General features: G+C 60.2%; 14 protein-coding genes and 1 pseudogene. 14 read left to right on the top strand and 1 reads right to left on the bottom strand.

Annotated features, from left to right (window positions below):
* Positions 1 to 123: 123 nt before the first annotated feature.
* Positions 124 to 1473 carry a CoA transferase gene (locus HK44_RS12450; RefSeq protein ID WP_019693231.1) on the top strand — a complete coding sequence of 450 codons (1350 nt, stop codon included), beginning with the start codon at positions 124 to 126 and terminating at the stop codon, positions 1471 to 1473.
* Positions 1474 to 1615: 142 nt separating this feature from the next.
* Here the strand turns inward: HK44_RS12450 and HK44_RS12445 are convergent, their stop codons facing one another.
* Positions 1616 to 2479, bottom strand: a complete 864-nt coding sequence (locus HK44_RS12445) for a DNA-3-methyladenine glycosylase family protein (RefSeq protein ID WP_024264888.1) — start codon at positions 2477 to 2479, stop codon at positions 1616 to 1618.
* Positions 2480 to 2965: 486 nt separating this feature from the next.
* Here HK44_RS12445 and arcD point away from each other — a divergent pair, with 486 nt between their 5' ends.
* The 13 genes and pseudogenes from arcD (at position 2966) to HK44_RS12380 (ending at position 19220) form a co-directional block, all read left to right on the top strand.
* Complete coding sequence (gene arcD / locus HK44_RS12440; protein WP_019693233.1) at positions 2966 to 4393, top strand: arginine-ornithine antiporter; 1428 nt, start codon at positions 2966 to 2968, stop codon at positions 4391 to 4393.
* A gap of 42 nt (positions 4394 to 4435) precedes the next feature.
* Entirely contained in the window at positions 4436 to 5692 is a 1257-nt protein-coding gene (gene arcA / locus HK44_RS12435; RefSeq protein ID WP_019693234.1) for an arginine deiminase, read from the top strand.
* A 181-nt stretch (positions 5693 to 5873) separates the two neighbouring features.
* Positions 5874 to 6884, top strand: coding sequence for an ornithine carbamoyltransferase (locus tag HK44_RS12430; RefSeq protein ID WP_019693235.1), 1011 nt, complete (start codon positions 5874 to 5876; stop codon positions 6882 to 6884).
* 211 nt (positions 6885 to 7095) lie between these two features.
* Positions 7096 to 8025 (top strand): carbamate kinase, encoded by a 930-nt coding sequence (gene arcC / locus HK44_RS12425; RefSeq protein ID WP_019693236.1) that lies wholly within the window; start codon positions 7096 to 7098, stop codon positions 8023 to 8025.
* 57 nt (positions 8026 to 8082) lie between these two features.
* Positions 8083 to 8442 carry a DUF5064 family protein gene (locus tag HK44_RS12420; protein WP_019693237.1) on the top strand — a complete coding sequence of 120 codons (360 nt, stop codon included), beginning with the start codon at positions 8083 to 8085 and terminating at the stop codon, positions 8440 to 8442.
* A 179-nt stretch (positions 8443 to 8621) separates the two neighbouring features.
* Positions 8622 to 10130 carry a sigma-54-dependent transcriptional regulator gene (locus tag HK44_RS12415; protein WP_019693238.1) on the top strand — a complete coding sequence of 503 codons (1509 nt, stop codon included), beginning with the start codon at positions 8622 to 8624 and terminating at the stop codon, positions 10128 to 10130.
* Positions 10131 to 10481: 351 nt separating this feature from the next.
* Positions 10482 to 10865 (top strand): glycine cleavage system protein GcvH, encoded by a 384-nt coding sequence (gene gcvH, locus HK44_RS12410; protein ID WP_019693239.1) that lies wholly within the window; start codon positions 10482 to 10484, stop codon positions 10863 to 10865.
* Positions 10866 to 10874: 9 nt separating this feature from the next.
* Positions 10875 to 13726, top strand: a pseudogene (gene gcvP, locus HK44_RS12405) (aminomethyl-transferring glycine dehydrogenase).
* A gap of 201 nt (positions 13727 to 13927) precedes the next feature.
* Positions 13928 to 15304, top strand: a complete 1377-nt coding sequence (locus tag HK44_RS12400) for an L-serine ammonia-lyase (protein ID WP_019693241.1) — start codon at positions 13928 to 13930, stop codon at positions 15302 to 15304.
* 41 nt (positions 15305 to 15345) lie between these two features.
* Positions 15346 to 16470 (top strand): glycine cleavage system aminomethyltransferase GcvT, encoded by a 1125-nt coding sequence (gcvT, locus tag HK44_RS12395; protein ID WP_019693242.1) that lies wholly within the window; start codon positions 15346 to 15348, stop codon positions 16468 to 16470.
* A gap of 401 nt (positions 16471 to 16871) precedes the next feature.
* A complete protein-coding gene (locus HK44_RS12390) occupies positions 16872 to 17084 on the top strand; it encodes a cold-shock protein (RefSeq protein ID WP_019693243.1) in 213 nt (70 codons plus the stop codon).
* A gap of 97 nt (positions 17085 to 17181) precedes the next feature.
* Positions 17182 to 17670: an RDD family protein gene (locus HK44_RS12385; RefSeq protein WP_019693244.1), complete on the top strand. Its 489-nt coding sequence runs from the start codon at positions 17182 to 17184 to the stop codon at positions 17668 to 17670.
* Positions 17671 to 17879: 209 nt separating this feature from the next.
* Positions 17880 to 19220 (top strand): gluconate:H+ symporter, encoded by a 1341-nt coding sequence (locus tag HK44_RS12380; RefSeq protein ID WP_019693245.1) that lies wholly within the window; start codon positions 17880 to 17882, stop codon positions 19218 to 19220.
* Positions 19221 to 19237: the final 17 nt, after the last annotated feature.

Genomic DNA, 19237 nt, shown 5'->3' with positions numbered 1-19237 from the left:
GTCAGTCGACATTGATATTGAATGTACTACCGTCATCGCGAGCAGGCTCGCTCCCACACGGGGATTTCATCCGGGCTGACAGTTTTTTGAACTATGCTCGTGCTCTCTTCCGGAGGGCCTTCGATGACTGATTTCCTGACGTCCATTCAAGCCGCGCTCGGCTTGCCCGCTACCGCGATCACCGTTACCTCGAACGGCGCCCTGCCCTCGGCGTTTGCCGTAACGGACCTCGCCAGCGCCAGCATCGCGGCTGCCGGCCAGGCCGCCAGCGAATTGCTCCGGCAACAGACCGGTCGTTTACCGGCCCTTGAAGTCGACCGTCGTCTTGCCTCCTTCTGGTTCGCTACCTCGATCCGCCCGCAGGGCTGGAGCGTGCCCCCCTTGTGGGACTCCATCGCAGGTGACTACGCAACCAACGATGGCTGGATTCGCCTGCACACCAATGCCCCCCATCACCGCAGCGCCGCCGAGCAGGTGCTGGGACACTGCTTTGATCGCAGTGCGATGGCCGCCAAGGTCGCTCAATGGGCCAAAAGAGATCTGGAACACGCGGTAGTCGAGGCCGGCGGTTGCGCTGCGCAAATGCGCTCATGGCCACAATGGCAGTCCCACCCTCAAGGGTTGGCGGTCAACGCCGAGCCGCTGATTGATTTTTCCGCCGGCAGCAGCGAGCGCTCGAAAGTCTGGCAAGGTTCGGTCGCGCAACCGCTGGCGGGCATCAAGGTGCTGGACCTGACCCGTGTCCTCGCCGGCCCCGTGGCCAGCCGTTTCCTCGCGGGGTTGGGTGCCGATGTGCTGCGCATTGATCCACCGCAGTGGAACGAACCGGGAGTGATTCCGGAAGTCACCCTGGGCAAACGCTGCGCCCGCCTGGACCTGCACAACAGCAGCGATCGCGGGGTATTTGAAAGCCTGCTCAAGGACGCCGACATTCTGCTCCACGGTTATCGCGCCAATGCCCTCGAACGCCTCGGCTACGGCGCCGCCGAACGGCAAAAGCTCTCCCCCGGTCTGATCGACGTTTGCCTCAATGCGTACGGCTGGAGCGGCCCCTGGCAAAACCGCCGGGGCTTCGACAGCCTGGTGCAAATGAGCAGCGGCATCGCCGAGGCGGGGATGGTATGGAAGCAGGCGGACAAACCCACGCCGTTGCCGGTTCAGGCGCTGGACCACGCCACGGGTTATCTGATGGCGGCCAGTGCGATCAAGTTGTTGGCTGAGCGATTGAGTAGCGGACGCAGTGGCTCGGCACGATTGTCACTGGCGCGCACGGCAAAGTTGCTGGTTGAACAGGGGCCGGGGACAGATGAGGCGTTGCGGGCCGAAGACGACAACGATCAGGGAATGTTGATTGAGCAGACCTCCTGGGGTCCGGCGCATCGGTTGCACGTACCGCTGAAGATCACTGGCACACCGTTGCAGTGGGCGATCCCGGCCGGGGAATTGGGTTCCCATCGGGCGCAGTGGTGGTGAATGTTCGACCGCCTTCGCGAGCAGGCTCGCTCCCACAAGAAATCGCGGTGTACGCGCAAACGTATGCCTGAAACAAATCCAGTGTGGGAGCGAGCCTGCTCGCGATAACGAGCAAACAGTCAGCGCAACTATCGAAACAATTTCAGTCAGCCCGAACCAACGACGTCCACAGCACCTGCGCCGCATACGCCCGACACGGTCGCCAAGCCTCGGCACGGGCCAACAATTCTCGCGGTGTCACCGGCCCGCCTTCCAGCGCCGCCAGGGCGTTGATCAATCCCACATCCCCTGACGGAAACGCATCCATCTCGCGCATCTGTCGCAACGCGATGTACTGCGCCGTCCAGTCGCCAATCCCCCACAATGCCAGCAATCGCGCAACGCCGTCGTCGCGACCCGGATCAAACAACAAGGGATCGTCAAGCAATGCCTGCGCGACACCAGACAGCGTCCGCCCACGGCTTTTCGGCATTCCCAACGTTGCCAGATCCGCTGCCGCCAACACCGCCGCTTCAGGGAACACATGAGTCAATCCAGATAATGGAGAAGGCAACGGTTTGCCATACTGAGCCACCAGTTTCCCCGCCAGCTTAATCGCCGCACTCACCGTAATCTGCTGGCCCAATACCGCACGAATCGCCAGTTCCAACCCGTCCCACGCCCCCGGTACTCGTAGACCGGGACGCTCGGCAATCAACCTTGCCATCAACGGATCAACTGCCAGTTGCTGGTGGACACGCGGCAGATCCGCGTCCAGATCGAACATCCGACGCAACCGCGTCACAATCTCGGGCACGACTGACGCATCAGGGAAGCACAGCCTCACGTCCAGCGTATCATCAGCCGCTGGCGTAATCGAAAACGTGCCGTGCACACCGTTCAGGCTGATGCTGCGCGAGTACACACCATCGACCACCGACTCCATCCCGGCAATCGCCCGCGCCGACAAAAAGCCGAGCATCGCCGGCCAGTCATAAGGCGGCTGATAGTCAAGCAACAGCCTCACCACAACAGCCCGCCGAGTCGAAGCGTTAGCGCCGGTTGCGACATCCTTGCCTCCCCTCTCACATCGATTGTTCGTCATGTTTTTAAACCATAACAAGCGTTCATTCCATTAAATAGGCAACGTGGAATGACGTTTGTCAGTTAACGGCAAAAAACAACTGTTATTCAGAACGCTCTTATCGATTCCATGAAGGCACTTTGCCGGTTTTATGGGTCATTCCAGACATATAAATTCTGTACTGAAAAACAGACGCGCAGAATTTGCATATCCTGAAAAAACAACTAGTTTCAAGGCTCGCAGCCATTCTTGGTTAATTTATGAAAAGCCCTCTGGAATAAGCTTCTTGTGGCACATCCGCACTATTCAGGAAGTCTTCACACATCAGTCATCAACAATGGAATGTGGCCATGAACTGATCCAGATCAGCTGTCCTGTCAGCGAGCGGATTTAGAGTGTGGCCTCTCTTCTCCGGCAATGGAGTCATGCATGTCTGAATCGTCCGGAAAACTACGACTCGGCGCCTTAGTCGCCCTGGTAGTGGGTTCCATGATTGGGGGCGGGATATTCTCTTTGCCGCAAAACATGGCCGCCAGTGCGGATGTCGGCGCAGTGCTGATAGGTTGGGCCATTACGGCCGTGGGCATGTTGACCCTGGCGTTCGTCTTCCAGACCCTCGCCAACCGCAAGCCTGACCTCGATGGCGGCGTCTACGCCTACGCCAAGGCCGGATTCGGCGACTACATGGGTTTCTCGTCCGCCTGGGGTTACTGGATCAGTGCCTGGCTGGGTAACGTCGGCTACTTTGTTCTGCTGTTCAGCACCTTGGGCTACTTCTTCCCGATCTTCGGCGAAGGCAACACCGTAGCGGCGGTAATCGGCGCTTCGCTGCTGCTGTGGGCCGTGCATTTTCTGGTACTGCGCGGGATCAAGGAAGCGGCGTTCATCAACCTGGTGACCACCGTCGCCAAAGTCGTGCCGCTGCTGTTGTTCGTCTTGATCGCGATCTTCGCCTTCAAACTCGACATCTTCAGCGCCGACATCTGGGGCCTGAAAAACCCGGACCTGGGCAGCGTGATGAACCAGGTGCGCAACATGATGCTGGTCACCGTCTGGGTGTTCATCGGCATCGAAGGCGCAAGCATCTTTTCGGCCCGGGCGGAGAAACGTTCGGACGTCGGTAAAGCCACCGTCATCGGCTTCATCACCGTGCTGTTGTTCCTGGTACTGGTGAACGTGCTGTCACTGGGCATCATGACTCAACCGGCGTTGGCCAAACTGCAAAACCCGTCGATGGCCGCCGTACTTGAACACGTCGTCGGTCACTGGGGCGCTGTGTTGATCAGCGTCGGCCTGGTCATCTCGTTGCTCGGTGCATTGTTGTCGTGGGTGCTGCTGTGTGCGGAGATCATGTTCGCCGCCGCCAAGGACCACACCATGCCGGAGTTCCTGCGTAAGGAAAACTCCAAACAGGTGCCGGTCAATGCCTTATGGCTGACCAACGCCATGGTGCAGATTTTCCTGATCATCACCCTGTTCTCGGCCAGCACTTACCTGTCGCTGATCTACCTCGCCACCTCGATGATTCTGGTGCCTTACCTGTGGTCGGCGGCCTATGCCCTGCTGCTGGCGGTACGCGGCGAGAGCTACGAAAACGCCCTGGCCGAACGCCAGAAAGACCTGATCATCGGCGCCATCGCGCTGATCTACGCGATCTGGCTGCTGTACGCAGGCGGCATCAAATACCTGCTGCTGTCCGCCCTGCTCTATGCCCCCGGCGCGATCCTGTTCGCCAAGGCCAAGCGCGAGTTGGGTAAAGCGGTGTTCACCCGCGTCGAGGCGCTGATTTTCACCGCGGTCGTCATTGGTGCCCTGGTGGCGGCCTATGGACTCTATGACGGCTTCCTGACCCTGTAGCACTTGTACCACTCGACTGTTTTGTTATCTGGAGGATCTGAAATGACCACGGAAAAAGTTAAGTACGGCGTACATTCCGAAGCCGGCAAACTGCGCAAAGTCATGGTGTGCTCCCCCGGCCTGGCCCACCAGCGGCTGACCCCGAACAACTGCGACGAACTGCTTTTCGATGATGTGCTGTGGGTCGCCCAGGCCAAGCGTGACCATTTCGACTTCGTCACCAAGATGCGTGAGCGCGATATCGACGTGCTGGAAATGCACAACCTGCTGACCGACATCGTCGCCAACCCGCAAGCGCTGGACTGGATCCTGGAGCGCAAGATCACCGCCAACTCGGTGGGTGTCGGCCTGGTCCACGAAGTTAACGCCTGGTTGCGCAGCCTGGAACCGCGCAAGATCGCCGAATTCCTGATCGGCGGCGTGTCGGCCGATGACCTGCCCAACAGCTTCGGCGGCAAGACCATCGAAATGTTCCGCGACTTCCTTGGCCATTCCAGCTTCATTCTGCCGCCACTGCCGAACACCCAGTTCACCCGCGACACCACCTGCTGGATCTATGGCGGCGTCACGCTGAACCCGATGCACTGGCCGGCGCGCCGTCAGGAAACCCTGCTGGCCAGCGCCATCTACAAGTTCCACCCGGAGTTCACCAACGCCGACTTCCAGGTCTGGTACGGCGACCCGGATCAGGAGCACGGCAACGCCACGCTGGAAGGCGGCGACGTGATGCCCATCGGTAATGGCGTGGTGTTGATCGGCATGGGCGAACGCTCGTCCCGTCAGGCCATCGGTCAACTGGCGCTGAACCTGTTCAAGCACAAGGCGGTCGAGCGCGTGATCGTTGCCGGCCTGCCGAAATCCCGTGCGGCCATGCACCTGGACACCGTGTTCAGCTTCTGCGACCGCGACCTGGTGACGATCTTCCCGGAAGTGGTGAGCCAGATCGTCGCCTTCACCCTGCGCCCTGACGAAAGCAAACCGGGCGGCATCGACATCCGTCGCGAAGAAACCAGCTTCCTCGACACCGTGGCCGCCGCGCTCAACCTCAAGGCCCTGCGCGTCGTCGAAACCGGCGGCAACAGCTTCGCCGCCGAACGCGAACAGTGGGACGACGGCAACAATGTGGTGGCCGTGGAACCCGGCGTGGTGATCGGTTACGACCGCAACACCTACACCAACACCCTGCTGCGCAAGGCCGGGGTCGAGGTCATCACCATCAGCGCCAGTGAACTCGGCCGTGGCCGTGGCGGTGGCCACTGCATGACCTGCCCGATCATCCGCGACCCGATCGACTATTGATTTCATTTTTTAATTTATTACGACCCGACGCTGTGAAAGCGTAGCGAGCGTAGGAAAGACAAGGCAAAAACAGGCGAGGAAGCGGAGTCTACTGCTTGTAAATGAGCATTCCGAGCCTGTTTTTTACGCAGTATTTCCAAGCGCAGTAGCTTTCACAGTGTCGGGCAAGGAGATCCACATCATGGCTTTTAATATGCGTAATCGCAGCCTGCTGAGTTTGATGCACCACACCAATCGCGAGCTGCACTACCTGCTGGACCTGTCCCGCGACCTGAAACGCGCCAAGTACACCGGCACCGAACAGCCACACCTCAAAGGCAAGAACATCGCGCTGATCTTCGAAAAAACCTCGACCCGCACCCGCTGCGCCTTCGAAGTCGCGGCGCATGACCAGGGCGCTCACGTCACCTACATCGACCCGGTGTCGTCGCAAATTGGCCATAAGGAAAGCATGAAAGACACCGCCCGCGTTCTCGGGCGGATGTTCGATGCGATCGAATACCGAGGCTTCGAACAGGAAATCGTCGAAGAGCTGGCCACGTTCGCTGGGGTACCGGTGTTCAACGGCCTGACCGCCGAATTCCACCCGACCCAAATGATCGCCGACACCCTGACCATGCGCGAGCACAGCGACAAGCCGCTGCATGACATCAGCTACGCCTACCTCGGTGACGCGCGCTACAACATGGGCAACTCGCTGCTGATGATCGGCGCCAAACTCGGCATGGACGTGCGCATCGGCGCGCCGAAAGCACTGTGGCCCCATCAGGACTTCATCGATCAGTGCAAAGCTTTCGCCATCGAAAGCGGTGCACGCATCACCATCACCGAAGACCCTGCCGAGGCGGTCAAGGGCGTGGACTTCATCCACACCGACATCTGGGTGTCGATGGGTGAACCGGTCGAAGCGTGGGACGAGCGTATCGAGCAACTGCTGCCGTACCAGGTCAACGCTAAAATGATGAAAGCTTCGGGCAATCCCCGGGTGAAATTCATGCATTGCCTGCCGGCGTTCCACAACAGCGAAACCAAGGTCGGCAAGGATATCGCGGCGCGCTACCCGCACCTGGCCAACGGCGTTGAGGTGACTGAAGAAGTCTTCGAATCGCCCGCCAACATCGCCTTCGAGCAAGCGGAAAACCGCATGCACACCATCAAGGCGATCCTGGTCTCGGCGCTGGCGGATATCTAACAGGCTGACGCTTCCTTCTTGTGGAAGCAGTTTTTGTGGCGAGGGAGCTTGCTCCCGCTCGGCTGCGCAGCAGTCGTAAAGGCTTCAATCGTGTCGCACCAGTTGCGCCGTATTCTGCCTGATTGCGACCGCTGCGCGCTCGAGCGCGAGCAAGCTCGCTCGCCACAAAAGCAGCTCCTACGGGATCACCGAATTTCAGAAGGATTGCATTATGCGTATCGTCATTGCACTGGGCGGTAACGCCCTGCTCCGCCGTGGTGAACCCATGACCGCGGACAATCAACGCGTCAATATCCGCATCGCCACGGAACAGATCGCCAAGATCCATCCCGGCAATCAACTGGTGATCGCCCACGGCAATGGCCCGCAAATCGGTCTGCTGTCGTTGCAAGCGGCCGCCTACACCTCTGTCAGCCCTTATCCGCTGGACGTGCTGGGTGCTGAAACCGATGGCATGATCGGCTACATCATCGAACAGGAACTGGGCAACCTGCTGGACTTCGAAGTGCCCTTCGCGACCCTGCTGACCCAAGTCGAAGTCGACCCCAATGACCCGGCGTTCCAACACCCGAGCAAGCCCATCGGCCCGGTCTACTCCAAGGCCGAAGCAGAAAAACTCGCCGCCGAAAAAGGTTGGGCCATCGCCCCGGATGGCGACAAATTCCGTCGCGTGGTGGCCAGCCCGAAACCCAAGCGCATTTTTGAAATCCGCCCGGTCAAGTGGCTGCTGGAAAAAGGCAGCATCGTGATCTGCGCAGGCGGTGGCGGCATTCCAACGATGTACGACGAGCACCGCCAGCTCAAGGGCGTGGAAGCGGTGATCGACAAGGACCTGTGTTCGGCGCTGCTGGCCGAACAGCTTGAAAGTGACTTGCTGGTGATCGCCACCGACGTCAACGCCGCGTTTATCGACTTTGGCAAACCGACTCAGAGAGCCATCGCCCGGGCCCACCCGGACGACATCGAAAAACTCGGCTTCGCGGCCGGCTCCATGGGGCCGAAAGTCCAGGCTGCCTGCGAGTTCGCCCGCCACACTGGCAAAGTCGCGGTGATCGGTTCACTCTCGGACATCGAAGCGATCGTCCAGGGCAACGCCGGCACCCGTATCAGCACGGCCAAACCTGGTATCACCTACCTATGAAAACAGCCGGGCAGGCCTTGAACCTGCCCCGTTTCAATGCCTTTGAAGGAGACGCCCATGGCCACGTTTGAGCCCGGTCACTTGCACATCGAGCGCCATGCGCTGAACAAGGACGACTTCAGCTACAACCTGTGCATTGACTATGAGGTCACCACAGATCCCAAGGAAGGCAAAGGCATGCTCTTCACGGTGCATGGCTCGGTCGAGGGCAAGGACCTGAAGGAAGACTTCTTCCTGGCCAAAGACCAGGCCTTCGACTTTGCCCGACATGCCACGCGCATCGCACAGAAGTACGGCATGCCCAAGACGGCCAGCATCGGCTCGATGCATAAGTATTACGACGAGATGTTCGAAGATGTGCGTGCGCAACTGGATGTGAAATCCGGTGATCCGATGAAGCCTGAACATCTGGAATAACCCATAACCTGTAGGAGCAAAGCTTGCTCGCGATGCAGGCACCGTGGTGTAACTGATACACCGCGTTATCGTTCATCGCGAGCAAGCTTTGCTCCTACAATTTGATTACGAATTTCACCTGACACCCCGCTCCAAGGCATACTTGCCACCCTCCGCACTCCAGAACACTGAACCTCCCCATGCGTATCCACGTCAGCTTCATCGACCGCGTCGGCATTACCCAGGAAGTCCTGGCCTTGCTCGGTGGGCGCAATCTCAATCTGGATGCGGTGGAAATGGTTCCGCCGAACGTTTACATCGATGCGCCGACCCTCAGCCCGCAAGTGCTCGAAGAGCTGCGTGATGCGCTGTTCAGCGTGCGCGGCGTACAAGCGGTGACGGTGGTCGACATTCTTCCCGGACAGCGTCGGCACCTGCAACTCGATGCGCTGCTGGCGGCGATGACCGACCCGGTGCTGGCCCTCGATAGCGTCGGCAACGTGTTGCTGGCCAACCCGGCGCTGATCGCCTTGTACGGCCGTGAACCGGCGGGGGAAAGCGTCGCCGAGCTGTTCGCCGATCCGGCGTTGCTCGAAACGCTGCTTGAACATGGCTTCCGTCTGCCTTTGCGCGAGATCACCGTCAACGGCCAGACCTTGCTGCTGGACGCAACGCCCATCACCGATGCCGGCGCCCTGCTGACCTTGTATCAACCCAATCGCATCGGTGAACAACTCTCGGCGTTGCACCACGATCACGCCGAAGGTTTCGATGCGCTGCTCGGTGAGTCCCCGGCGATCCGCACCCTCAAGGCTCGTGCGCAACGGGTGGCGGCGCTCGATGCTCCGCTGCTGATCCAGGGTGAAACCGGCACCGGCAAAGAGCTGGTGGCCCGCGCCTGCCATGCGACCAGCGCCCGACACGGTGCGCCGTTTCTGGCGTTGAACTGCGCGGCGCTCCCGGAGAACCTCGCCGAAAGCGAGCTGTTCGGCTACGCCCCCGGCGCCTTCACCGGCGCTCAGCGTGGCGGCAAGCCAGGCCTGATGGAACTGGCCAACCAGGGCACGGTGTTCCTCGACGAGATCGGCGAAATGTCACCGTACTTGCAGGCCAAACTGTTGCGTTTCCTCAACGATGGCAGCTTCCGTCGGGTCGGTGGCGATCGCGAGGTCAAGGTCAACGTGCGGATTCTCAGCGCCACTCACCGTGACCTGGAAAAAATGGTCAGCGAAGGCGCGTTCCGTGAAGACCTGTTCTACCGCCTCAACGTGCTCAACGTCGAAGTCCCGCCGCTGCGTGAGCGCGGTCAGGACATCCTGTTGCTGGCGCGCTACTTCATGCAGCAGGCCTGCGCACAGATCCAGCGCCCGGTCTGTCGCCTGGCGCCCGGCACCTACCCGGCCCTGCTCGGCAACCGCTGGCCGGGTAATGTGCGGCAATTGCAAAACGTGATCTTCCGCGCCGCGGCCATTTGCGAAAGCAGCCTGGTGGACATCGGCGACCTGGACATCGCCGGCACCTCGGTGGCGCGCGAAAGCGACGTGGATGTCGACAGCCTTGAGCAGGCCGTGGAAGCGTTCGAGAAAACCCTGCTGGAAAAACTCTACGTCAACTACCCCTCGACCCGCCAACTGGCGAGCCGCCTGCAAACCTCCCACACCGCCATCGCCCATCGATTGCGCAAGTACGGGATTCCGGGCAAGGCTTGAATGCCTCATCGCGAGCCTGCTCGCGATGAGGTCAGTTGCCCCACCATCAAACTCGCCTGAAAACGACCTCCATCTGTACTGAATGCGCTACAGCGGAACGATTTCGCTACACCCTCGATTAAACTACGCTACACAAGGCTTTGATCCCCATAAGCTTTTTTACACGCCTAAAACTGTAGCGATTTCGCTACAGTCGTGTTTTTCACCTCGCCCACAATAAGCTTCAACTTATTGATTTATAACGAATAAAAAACATTGGCCGCTTTCTTGCTAAGTATCTAGCCATTCAGCTCTGCCCTGCACGAGCATTCAATCGCGTCCACCAGACGAGTCTGGCCCTGAGGAGTTTCCATGAGCGAGTTGCGTTTTACTGAAGATCACGAATGGCTGCGCACCGAAGCTGACGGCACTGTCACTGTCGGCATCACCGCTTTCGCACAGAACGCCCTGGGCGATGTGGTTTTCGTACAACTGCCTGAGCTGCAGTCCTACGACAAAGGCGCTGAAGCGGCCACCGTGGAATCGGTAAAAGCCGCCAGCGGCGTCTACATGCCACTGGACGGTGAAGTCCTGGAAGTGAACCCGGCGCTGGACAGCAGCCCTGAGCTGGTCAACGAAGATCCGCTGGGCGAAGGCTGGTTCTTCCGCTTCAAGCCAATCGACGCCTCGGCTGTCGCCAAACTGCTGGATCAGGACGCTTACGACCGTCTGATCAAAGCCAGCGCCGAAGCCTGAGGAGCCACCATGACTCAAGTAAATCTAAGCACTGCCAACGAATTCATCGCGCGCCACATCGGCCCGCGTTCGGGCGATGAGCAAGCCATGCTCAACAGCCTCGGTTTTGATTCGCTGGAAGCCCTGAGCGCCAGCGTCATCCCCGACAGCATCAAAGGCACCAGCGTCCTCGGACTGGAAGACGGCTTGAGCGAAGCCGAGGCCCTGGCCTCGATCAAAGCCATCGCCGCCAAGAACCAACTGTTCAAGACCTACATCGGCCAGGGCTACTACAACTGCCACACGCCGTCGCCGATCCTGCGCAACCTGCTGGAAAACCCGGCCTGGTACACCGCCTACACCCCCTACCAGCCGGAAATTTCCCAAGGTCGCCTGGAAGCGCTGCTGAACTTCCAGACCCTGATCAGCGACCTGACCGGCCTGCCGATCGCCAACGCCTCCTTGCTCGACGAAGCCACCGCCGCTGCCGAAGCCATGACCTTCTGCAAACGCCTGAGCAAGAACAAGGGCAGCCACGCCTTCTTCGCCTCGATCCACAGCCACCCGCAAACCCTCGACGTGCTGCGCACCCGTGCCGAGCCGTTGGGCATTGACGTGGTGGTCGGCGACGAACGCGAACTGACGGATGTCAGCGCGTTCTTCGGCGCTCTGCTGCAATACCCGGCGAGCAACGGCGACCTGTTCGACTACCGCGAACTGACCGAACGCTTCCACGCCGCTAATGCGCTGGTCGCGGTCGCCGCCGACCTGCTGGCCCTGACCGTGCTGACCCCGCCGGGCGAGTTCGGCGCCGACGTGGCCATCGGTAGCGCCCAACGCTTCGGCGTACCGCTGGGCTTCGGTGGCCCGCACGCGGCCTACTTCTCCACCAAGGATGCGTTCAAGCGCGACATGCCGGGCCGTCTGGTCGGCGTCTCCGTAGACCGTTTCGGCAAGCCGGCCCTGCGCCTGGCCATGCAGACCCGCGAGCAACATATCCGCCGCGAGAAAGCCACCAGCAACATCTGCACCGCCCAGGTGCTGCTGGCCAACATCGCCAGCATGTACGCCGTGTATCACGGTCCTAAAGGCCTGACGCAGATCGCCAACCGCATCCATCACCTGACCGCGATCCTCGCCAAAGGCTTGAGCGCACTGGGCTTGAAGTCGAGCAAGAACACTTCTTCGACACCCTGACCCTGGCCACCGGCGCCCACACCGCCGCCCTGCACGACAAGGCCCGCGCCCAGCGCATCAACCTGCGGGTCGTCGATGGCGAGCGCCTGGGTCTGTCCCTCGATGAAACCACCGGTCAGGCCGACATCGAAAGCCTGTGGAGCGTGCTGGCTGACGGCAAAGCCCTGCCGGACTTCGCCGCGCTGGCCGCCTCGGTGCAAAGCCGCATCCCGGCGGAACTGGTGCGTCAATCGCCGATCCTCAGCCACCCGGTGTTCAACCGTTACCACTCGGAAACCGAGCTGATGCGCTACCTGCGCAAGCTCGCCGACAAGGACCTGGCGCTGGATCGCACCATGATCCCGCTGGGGTCGTGCACCATGAAACTCAACGCGGCCAGCGAAATGATCCCGGTGACCTGGGCCGAATTCGGCGCCCTGCACCCGTTCGCTCCGCCTGCGCAAAGCGCCGGCTACCAGCAACTGACTGACGAACTGGAAGCGATGCTCTGCGCCGCGACCGGTTACGACGCGATTTCGCTGCAACCGAACGCCGGTTCCCAAGGTGAATACGCAGGACTCCTGGCCATTCGCGCCTACCACCAGAGCCGTGGCGAAGAGCGCCGCGACATCTGCCTGATCCCGTCGTCGGCCCACGGCACCAACCCGGCCACCGCCAACATGGCTGGCATGCGCGTCGTGGTGACGGCCTGTGATGCCCGCGGCAACGTCGACATCGAAGACCTGCGCGCCAAAGCCATCGAGCACCGCGAGCACCTCGCCGCGCTGATGATCACCTACCCGTCGACCCACGGCGTGTTCGAAGAAGGCATCCGTGAAATCTGCGGGATCATTCATGACAATGGCGGCCAGGTGTACATCGACGGCGCCAACATGAACGCCATGGTCGGCCTCTGCGCACCGGGCAAGTTCGGCGGCGACGTGTCGCACCTGAACCTGCACAAAACCTTCTGCATCCCGCACGGCGGTGGCGGCCCGGGCGTCGGCCCGATTGGTGTGAAATCGCACCTGACGCCGTTCCTGCCGGGGCACGCGGCCATGGCACGCAAGAAAGGCGCGGTCTGCGCGGCACCGTTCGGCAGCGCGAGCATCCTGCCGATCACCTGGATGTACATCCGCATGATGGGCGGCGCCGGCCTCAAGCGCGCTTCGCAATTGGCGATCCTCAACGCCAACTACATTTCCCGTCGCCTCGAAGAGCACTACCCGGTGCTCTACACCGGCAGCAACGGTCTGGTCGCCCACGAATGCATCCTCGACCTGCGCCCGTTGAAAGACAGCAGCGGCATCAGCGTCGATGACGTCGCCAAGCGCCTGATCGACTTCGGCTTCCATGCGCCAACCATGTCGTTCCCGGTGGCCGGCACGTTGATGATCGAGCCGACCGAAAGCGAATCCAGAGAAGAACTGGACCGCTTCTGCGACGCCATGATCCGCATCCGCGAAGAAATCCGCGCAGTGGAAAACGGCACCCTGGACAAGGACGACAACCCGCTGAAAAACGCTCCGCACACGGCCGCGGAAATCGTTGGCGAGTGGACGCACCCGTACAGCCGTGAGCAAGCGGCGTATCCGGTGGCGTCGTTGATCGAAGGCAAGTACTGGCCACCGGTCGGCCGGGTCGACAACGTGTTCGGCGACCGCAACCTGATCTGCGCCTGCCCGTCGATCGAAAGCTACGCTTAAACCTGTGTGGGAGTGGATTCGTCCACTCCCCTCAAAGCACACCACATCCCCTGTGGGAGCGAGCCTGCTCGCGATAGCGGTCTATCAGTCGACATCTTTGCTGAATGTCAGTCCGCCATCGCGAGCAGGCTCGCTCCCACAGGGATCAGTGCCCACCGTCATGATCGGTCAATTCCTATAACAAGAAACCGGAGAACAACCATGTCGTTAAGCGTGTTCGACCTGTTCAAGATTGGCATCGGCCCCTCCAGCTCCCACACCGTCGGTCCGATGCGCGCCGCTGCGCGCTTCGTTGAAGGTCTGCGTCGCGAAAACCTGCTGGCAGCCACCACCTGCGTCAAAGTCGAGCTCTACGGCTCGCTCGGCGCCACTGGCAAAGGCCACGGCAGCGACAAGGCCGTGCTGCTGGGGCTGGAAGGTGAACACCCGGACACCGTGAACACCGAGAACATCGCCGCCCGCCTGCTCGAGATTCGCAGCAGCGGTCGCTTGAACCTGCTCGGTGAGCACGTCATTGAATTCAACGAAAAACTGCACCTGGCAATGATTCGCAAGCCATTGGCCTATCACCCCAATGGCATGATCTTTCGTGCCTTCGATGCGGCCGGCATCCAGATCCGCAGCCGCGAGTATTACTCGGTCGGTGGCGGTTTTGTGGTCGACGAAGACGCCGCCGGTGCCGACCGTATCGTCGAAGACGCAACGCCGCTGACCTTCCCGTTCAAAAGCGCCAAGGACCTGCTCGGCCATTGCGCCACTTACGGGCTGTCCATCAGCCAGGTGATGCTGACCAACGAAAGCGCCTGGCGCCCGGAGGCAGAAACCCGCGCCGGCCTGCTGAAAATCTGGCAAGTGATGCAGGACTGCGTGGCCGCAGGTTGCCGTAACGAAGGGATTCTGCCCGGAGGCTTGAAGGTCAAGCGTCGTGCGGCGGCGCTGCATCGACAACTGTGCAAGAACCCGGAATCGTCGTTGCGCGATCCGCTGTCGGTGCTCGACTGGGTCAACCTGTATGCGCTCGCGGTAAACGAAGAAAACGCCAACGGCGGGCGCGTGGTCACGGCGCCCACCAACGGTGCAGCCGGGATCATCCCTGCGGTGTTGCATTACTACATGCGCTTCATCCCAGGCGCCAACGAAGACGGCGTGGTGCGATTCCTGCTCACCGCCGCCGCCATCGGCATCCTGTACAAGGAAAACGCGTCGATCTCTGGCGCCGAAGTCGGTTGCCAGGGTGAAGTCGGCGTGGCCTGCTCAATGGCTGCCGGCGCGCTCTGCGAAGTGCTCGGCGGCACGGTGCAGCAAGTGGAAAACGCGGCAGAGATCGGCATGGAACACAACCTCGGCCTGACCTGCGACCCGATTGGCGGGCTGGTGCAAGTGCCGTGCATCGAGCGCAACGCCATGGGCTCGGTCAAAGCCATCAATGCGGTGCGCATGGCCTTGCGAGGTGACGGTCAACACTTCGTCTCTCTCGACAAGGTCATCCGCACCATGCGCCAGACCGGCGCCGACATGAAAAGCAAATACAAGGAAACCGCCCGTGGCGGTTTGGCGGTCAACATTATCGAGTGCTGATGCCAACGCATCTGCCTCAGTGCAATTTACAGGAGCTGCATATGTCCACCGAACACCTGTTGAAAACCCCGTTGCACGCGCTGCACATCGAACTCGGTGCGCGCATGGTGCCATTCGCCGGCTACGACATGCCGGTGCAGTACCCACTCGGCGTGATGAAAGAACACCAGCACACCCGTGATCAAGTCGGGTTGTTCGATGTCTCGCACATGGGCCAGATCCGCCTGACCGGCGCCAATGCCGCCAAGGCCCTGGAAACCCTGGTGCCGGTGGACATCATCGACCTGCCGGTGGGCATGCAGCGCTATGCGATGTTCACCAACGAGAACGGTGGCATCCTCGACGACCTGATGGTCGCCAACCTCGGTAACGACGAGTTGTTCCTGGTGGTCAACGCCGCCTGCAAGGACCAGGACCTGGCGCACCTGCGCCAACACATCGGCGATCAGTGCAGCATCGAGCCATTGTTCGAAGAACGCGCCCTGCTCGCCCTGCAAGGCCCGGCTGCGGTGACCGTGCTCGCGCGTCTGGCCCCTGAAGTGGCGAAGATGACGTTCATGCAGTTCACCCGTGTGACCTTGCTCGGCGTCGACTGCTTTGTCAGCCGCTCGGGCTATACCGGTGAAGACGGTTTCGAAATCTCCGTGCCGGCCGCCAATGCCGAGGCCCTCGCTCGGGCCTTGCTGGCCGAGCCGGAAGTCGCGGCCATCGGCCTCGGCGCCCGTGACTCGCTGCGCCTGGAAGCCGGCCTGTGCCTCTATGGCCACGACATGAACACCGAAACCACACCGATCGAAGCCAGCCTGCTGTGGGCCATCTCCAAGCCACGGCGTGCCGACGGTGCGCGTGCCGGTGGTTTCCCGGGCGCCGAGACCGTATTTGCCCAGCAACAAAACGGTGTCAGCCGTAAACGCGTCGGCCTGCTGCCTCAGGAACGCACTCCGGTGCGCGAAGGTGCGGAAATCGTCAACGAAGCGGGCGAAATCATCGGCAACGTGTGCAGCGGCGGCTTCGGGCCGACCTTGGGTGGTCCTTTGGCCATGGGTTACCTCGACAGTGCTTACATCGCACTCGATACCCAGGTTTGGGCGATTGTACGTGGGAAAAAGGTGCCTTTGCTTGTAAGCAAAATGCCATTTGTTCCACAACGCTACTATCGCGGTTGATTGACTGTTCCTATAAGTAACGCGGTTGCGTAACAGTGCACTAATCTGTAACGCAACCGCCATAAAACAGTGCATAGCTGGATCAGGCACTTCGATTGTGAACTTGACTTATAACAATCGAAAACAATTGAACAACGCTATCGAATAAGCTGCACTATCCATCCTGCGAAACAGCCATCAAGCCAAGCAATACGCGGCTTCCACGGGGCTTGTTTTTTCTCCCGTAGTTGGCGTAGAGTTTGTTCACTGTGTTTGCATGGGTCGCTTGGAATCGTGACCTGGGCAGTAGCCTACAAGTTAGCTACATCCCGTTCGACGCCTCTTACTCTCCTGCAACCAGCTCCAGTACTCTTTCATGAGAAAGAGGCTGTCATCAATTTTTGCGTCAAAGGAAATAAGAAATGTCCCAACGTCAGAGCGGCACCGTCAAGTGGTTTAACGACGAGAAAGGTTTTGGTTTTATCACTCCAGAAAGCGGTCCGGATCTGTTCGTGCATTTCCGCGCCATTCAAGGTAGCGGCTTCAAGAGCCTGAAAGAAGGCCAGAAAGTCACTTTCATTGCTGTGCAGGGCCAGAAAGGCATGCAAGCTGACGAAGTACAAGCAGAAGGCTGATCTTCTGTAACGAAAAAGCCCCTGATGCTGACATCAGGGGCTTTTTTGTGCGCGCAATTCCGTAAAATAGCTTCTTTTTTCCGCCGAGAGCCACTCCATGTCGAAACACCTGCTAAGCCCCCAGGGTGAATTCCCCATCGCCGGCCTGGGCCGTCGCCTGGCAGCGATGTTCTACGACTTCCTGCTGTGCACCGCCCTGCTGATCGTCACGGGCGGCATCTACAAGATGGTGCAAATGGCAATCATCGGCGAAGAGAAAATGCGCGCCCTGACCGAGGCCGGCGCACTGGATGGCGATCCGCTGTTCTCGACCATCCTGCTGTTCGTGCTGTTTGGCTTCTTCGCCAAGTTCTGGACCTGGTCCGGTCAGACCCTCGGCATGCAGGTCTGGTGCATCCGCGTACAGAACGCTGACGGCTCGGCGATCAGCCTGTGGCAGGCGCTGTTGCGTTTTGTAGTGTCGATCGCATCCTTGCTGTGCGCAGGCCTGGGGTTCTTCTGGGTGCTCTTCGACAAACAACAGCGCAGCTGGCACGACATGTACTCCAACAGCCAGCTGGTGCGGATCCCGAAGAAGAAAAAATAATCTGTCAGGACGCCGAACGGTGTGCGCTTCAGCAACATGATTCTGCCTGAACCGTCCCTCCTTTTCTGACCTCCCTCACGGCATGGCTGACCCACCGTCATGGGTCTGATGAACAATGATCTTTTGTCAGTCGGCAGCCCCGGTAGTTAACTCGCGCCTCGCACAGTCCCGTGACGAGTCCCGAAACAAAACTATAAGAGGGTGGGCCGATGGTGAGCAGTACTTCGTTGCTGTGGGTGTTATTAGCTGCGATTGTCATGATCGTGGTGCTGATCGTCAGGTTCAAGGTGCATGCGTTTCTGACACTGATCGCCGCATGCGCGGTGGTGGGTGTCGGTTCGGGCATGCCGTTGACCGCCATGCTGACTTCGTTCCAGAAAGGCATGGGCGATACACTGGGGTTTCTGGCAGCCATCATTGGCTTGGGCAGCATCCTTGGCAAAATGCTTGAGGAATCCGGGGGCGCAGAACGCATCGCGCAGACCCTGTTAACCACGCTGGGCAAACAACGGGCCTCATGGGTCATGATGCTGGTCGGCTTCATTGCCGGGATCCCGGTGTTCTTTGAGGTCGGTTATATTTTGCTGATCCCGCTGGTCTATGTCGTGGCCAAGGAAACCAGGATCAATCTGTTGTACCTGGGCGTGCCGCTTGGCGTTTCGCTGATGTGCGTGCATTGCATGCTCCCGCCCCACCCGGCGGCCATGGCCATCACCAATATGCTGGGTGCCGACGTTGGCAAGGTGATCCTATACGGCCTGTTGGTGGGCCTGCCGACCGCCATCATAGCGGGCCCGTTATGGATTCGGCTGGTGGCGCGCATCGACGCACCGGCCACGCAAGAGGCCTTCCTGCAGGAGCGTTGCGAGGCACGCAATAACCGCGTCTTGCCAAGCTTCTGGTTGACGTTGCTCACCATCCTCCTACCGCTGGTCCTGATGGTCGGCAAAACCTTTGCCGTAGCCCTGCCAAAAGACTCGACAGCGTTTGCACTGATTTCGTTTTTGGGCCATCCACTGGTTGCGCTGGTGATCGCCGTGGTCTTTGCCTATTGGTCACTGGGAATGCGTCGGGGCCTTTCGATGCTGGATTTGCTGGGGCATACCCAAAAAAGCCTGCCGCCCCTGGCCAGTATTCTGCTGATCATCGGTGCAGGGGGTGCCTTCAACGGCATCCTTATCGACAGTGGCATTGGCAAGGTTCTGGCCGACGCTCTGACTCAGCTGGATATCAACCCGGTGGTCCTGGCCTGGCTGGTGGCGGGTCTCATGCACTTCGCGGTGGGCTCCGCGACCGTGGCCATGATGAGCGCCGCCGCAATTGTGATGCCGACGCTGGCGGCGCATTCGGCCTACAGCAAGGAAATCATCGTGATCGCCATCGGAGCCGGGGCTATCGGCTGGACCCATGTCACTGACTCGGCGTTCTGGGTAGTGAAGGAATACCTGGGCGTCTCGCTGGCAGACGCACTCAAGACCTTCACCTCCTCCACAGTGCTGGCGTCCGTGATTGCCTTGCTGCTGACATTGACCCTTTTTCACTTCATTTAAGTCTTTCGCAGCCCTTT

Source organism: Pseudomonas fluorescens HK44, assembly GCF_000217955.3.
GTDB classification, from domain to species: Bacteria; Pseudomonadota; Gammaproteobacteria; order Pseudomonadales; family Pseudomonadaceae; genus Aquipseudomonas; species Aquipseudomonas fluorescens_AQ.
This window is presented reverse-complemented; position numbering and strand designations above follow the sequence as displayed.

Coding starts and splice junctions, on each gene's coding strand:
- HK44_RS12450 (WP_019693231.1), top strand. CDS start 124: ATGACTGATTTCCTGACGTCCATTCAAGCCGCGCTCGGCTTGCCCGCT.
- arcD (WP_019693233.1), top strand. CDS start 2,966: ATGTCTGAATCGTCCGGAAAACTACGACTCGGCGCCTTAGTCGCCCTG.
- arcA (WP_019693234.1), top strand. CDS start 4,436: ATGACCACGGAAAAAGTTAAGTACGGCGTACATTCCGAAGCCGGCAAA.
- HK44_RS12430 (WP_019693235.1), top strand. CDS start 5,874: ATGGCTTTTAATATGCGTAATCGCAGCCTGCTGAGTTTGATGCACCAC.
- arcC (WP_019693236.1), top strand. CDS start 7,096: ATGCGTATCGTCATTGCACTGGGCGGTAACGCCCTGCTCCGCCGTGGT.
- HK44_RS12420 (WP_019693237.1), top strand. CDS start 8,083: ATGGCCACGTTTGAGCCCGGTCACTTGCACATCGAGCGCCATGCGCTG.
- HK44_RS12415 (WP_019693238.1), top strand. CDS start 8,622: ATGCGTATCCACGTCAGCTTCATCGACCGCGTCGGCATTACCCAGGAA.
- gcvH (WP_019693239.1), top strand. CDS start 10,482: ATGAGCGAGTTGCGTTTTACTGAAGATCACGAATGGCTGCGCACCGAA.
- HK44_RS12400 (WP_019693241.1), top strand. CDS start 13,928: ATGTCGTTAAGCGTGTTCGACCTGTTCAAGATTGGCATCGGCCCCTCC.
- gcvT (WP_019693242.1), top strand. CDS start 15,346: ATGTCCACCGAACACCTGTTGAAAACCCCGTTGCACGCGCTGCACATC.
- HK44_RS12390 (WP_019693243.1), top strand. CDS start 16,872: ATGTCCCAACGTCAGAGCGGCACCGTCAAGTGGTTTAACGACGAGAAA.
- HK44_RS12385 (WP_019693244.1), top strand. CDS start 17,182: ATGTCGAAACACCTGCTAAGCCCCCAGGGTGAATTCCCCATCGCCGGC.
- HK44_RS12380 (WP_019693245.1), top strand. CDS start 17,880: ATGGTGAGCAGTACTTCGTTGCTGTGGGTGTTATTAGCTGCGATTGTC.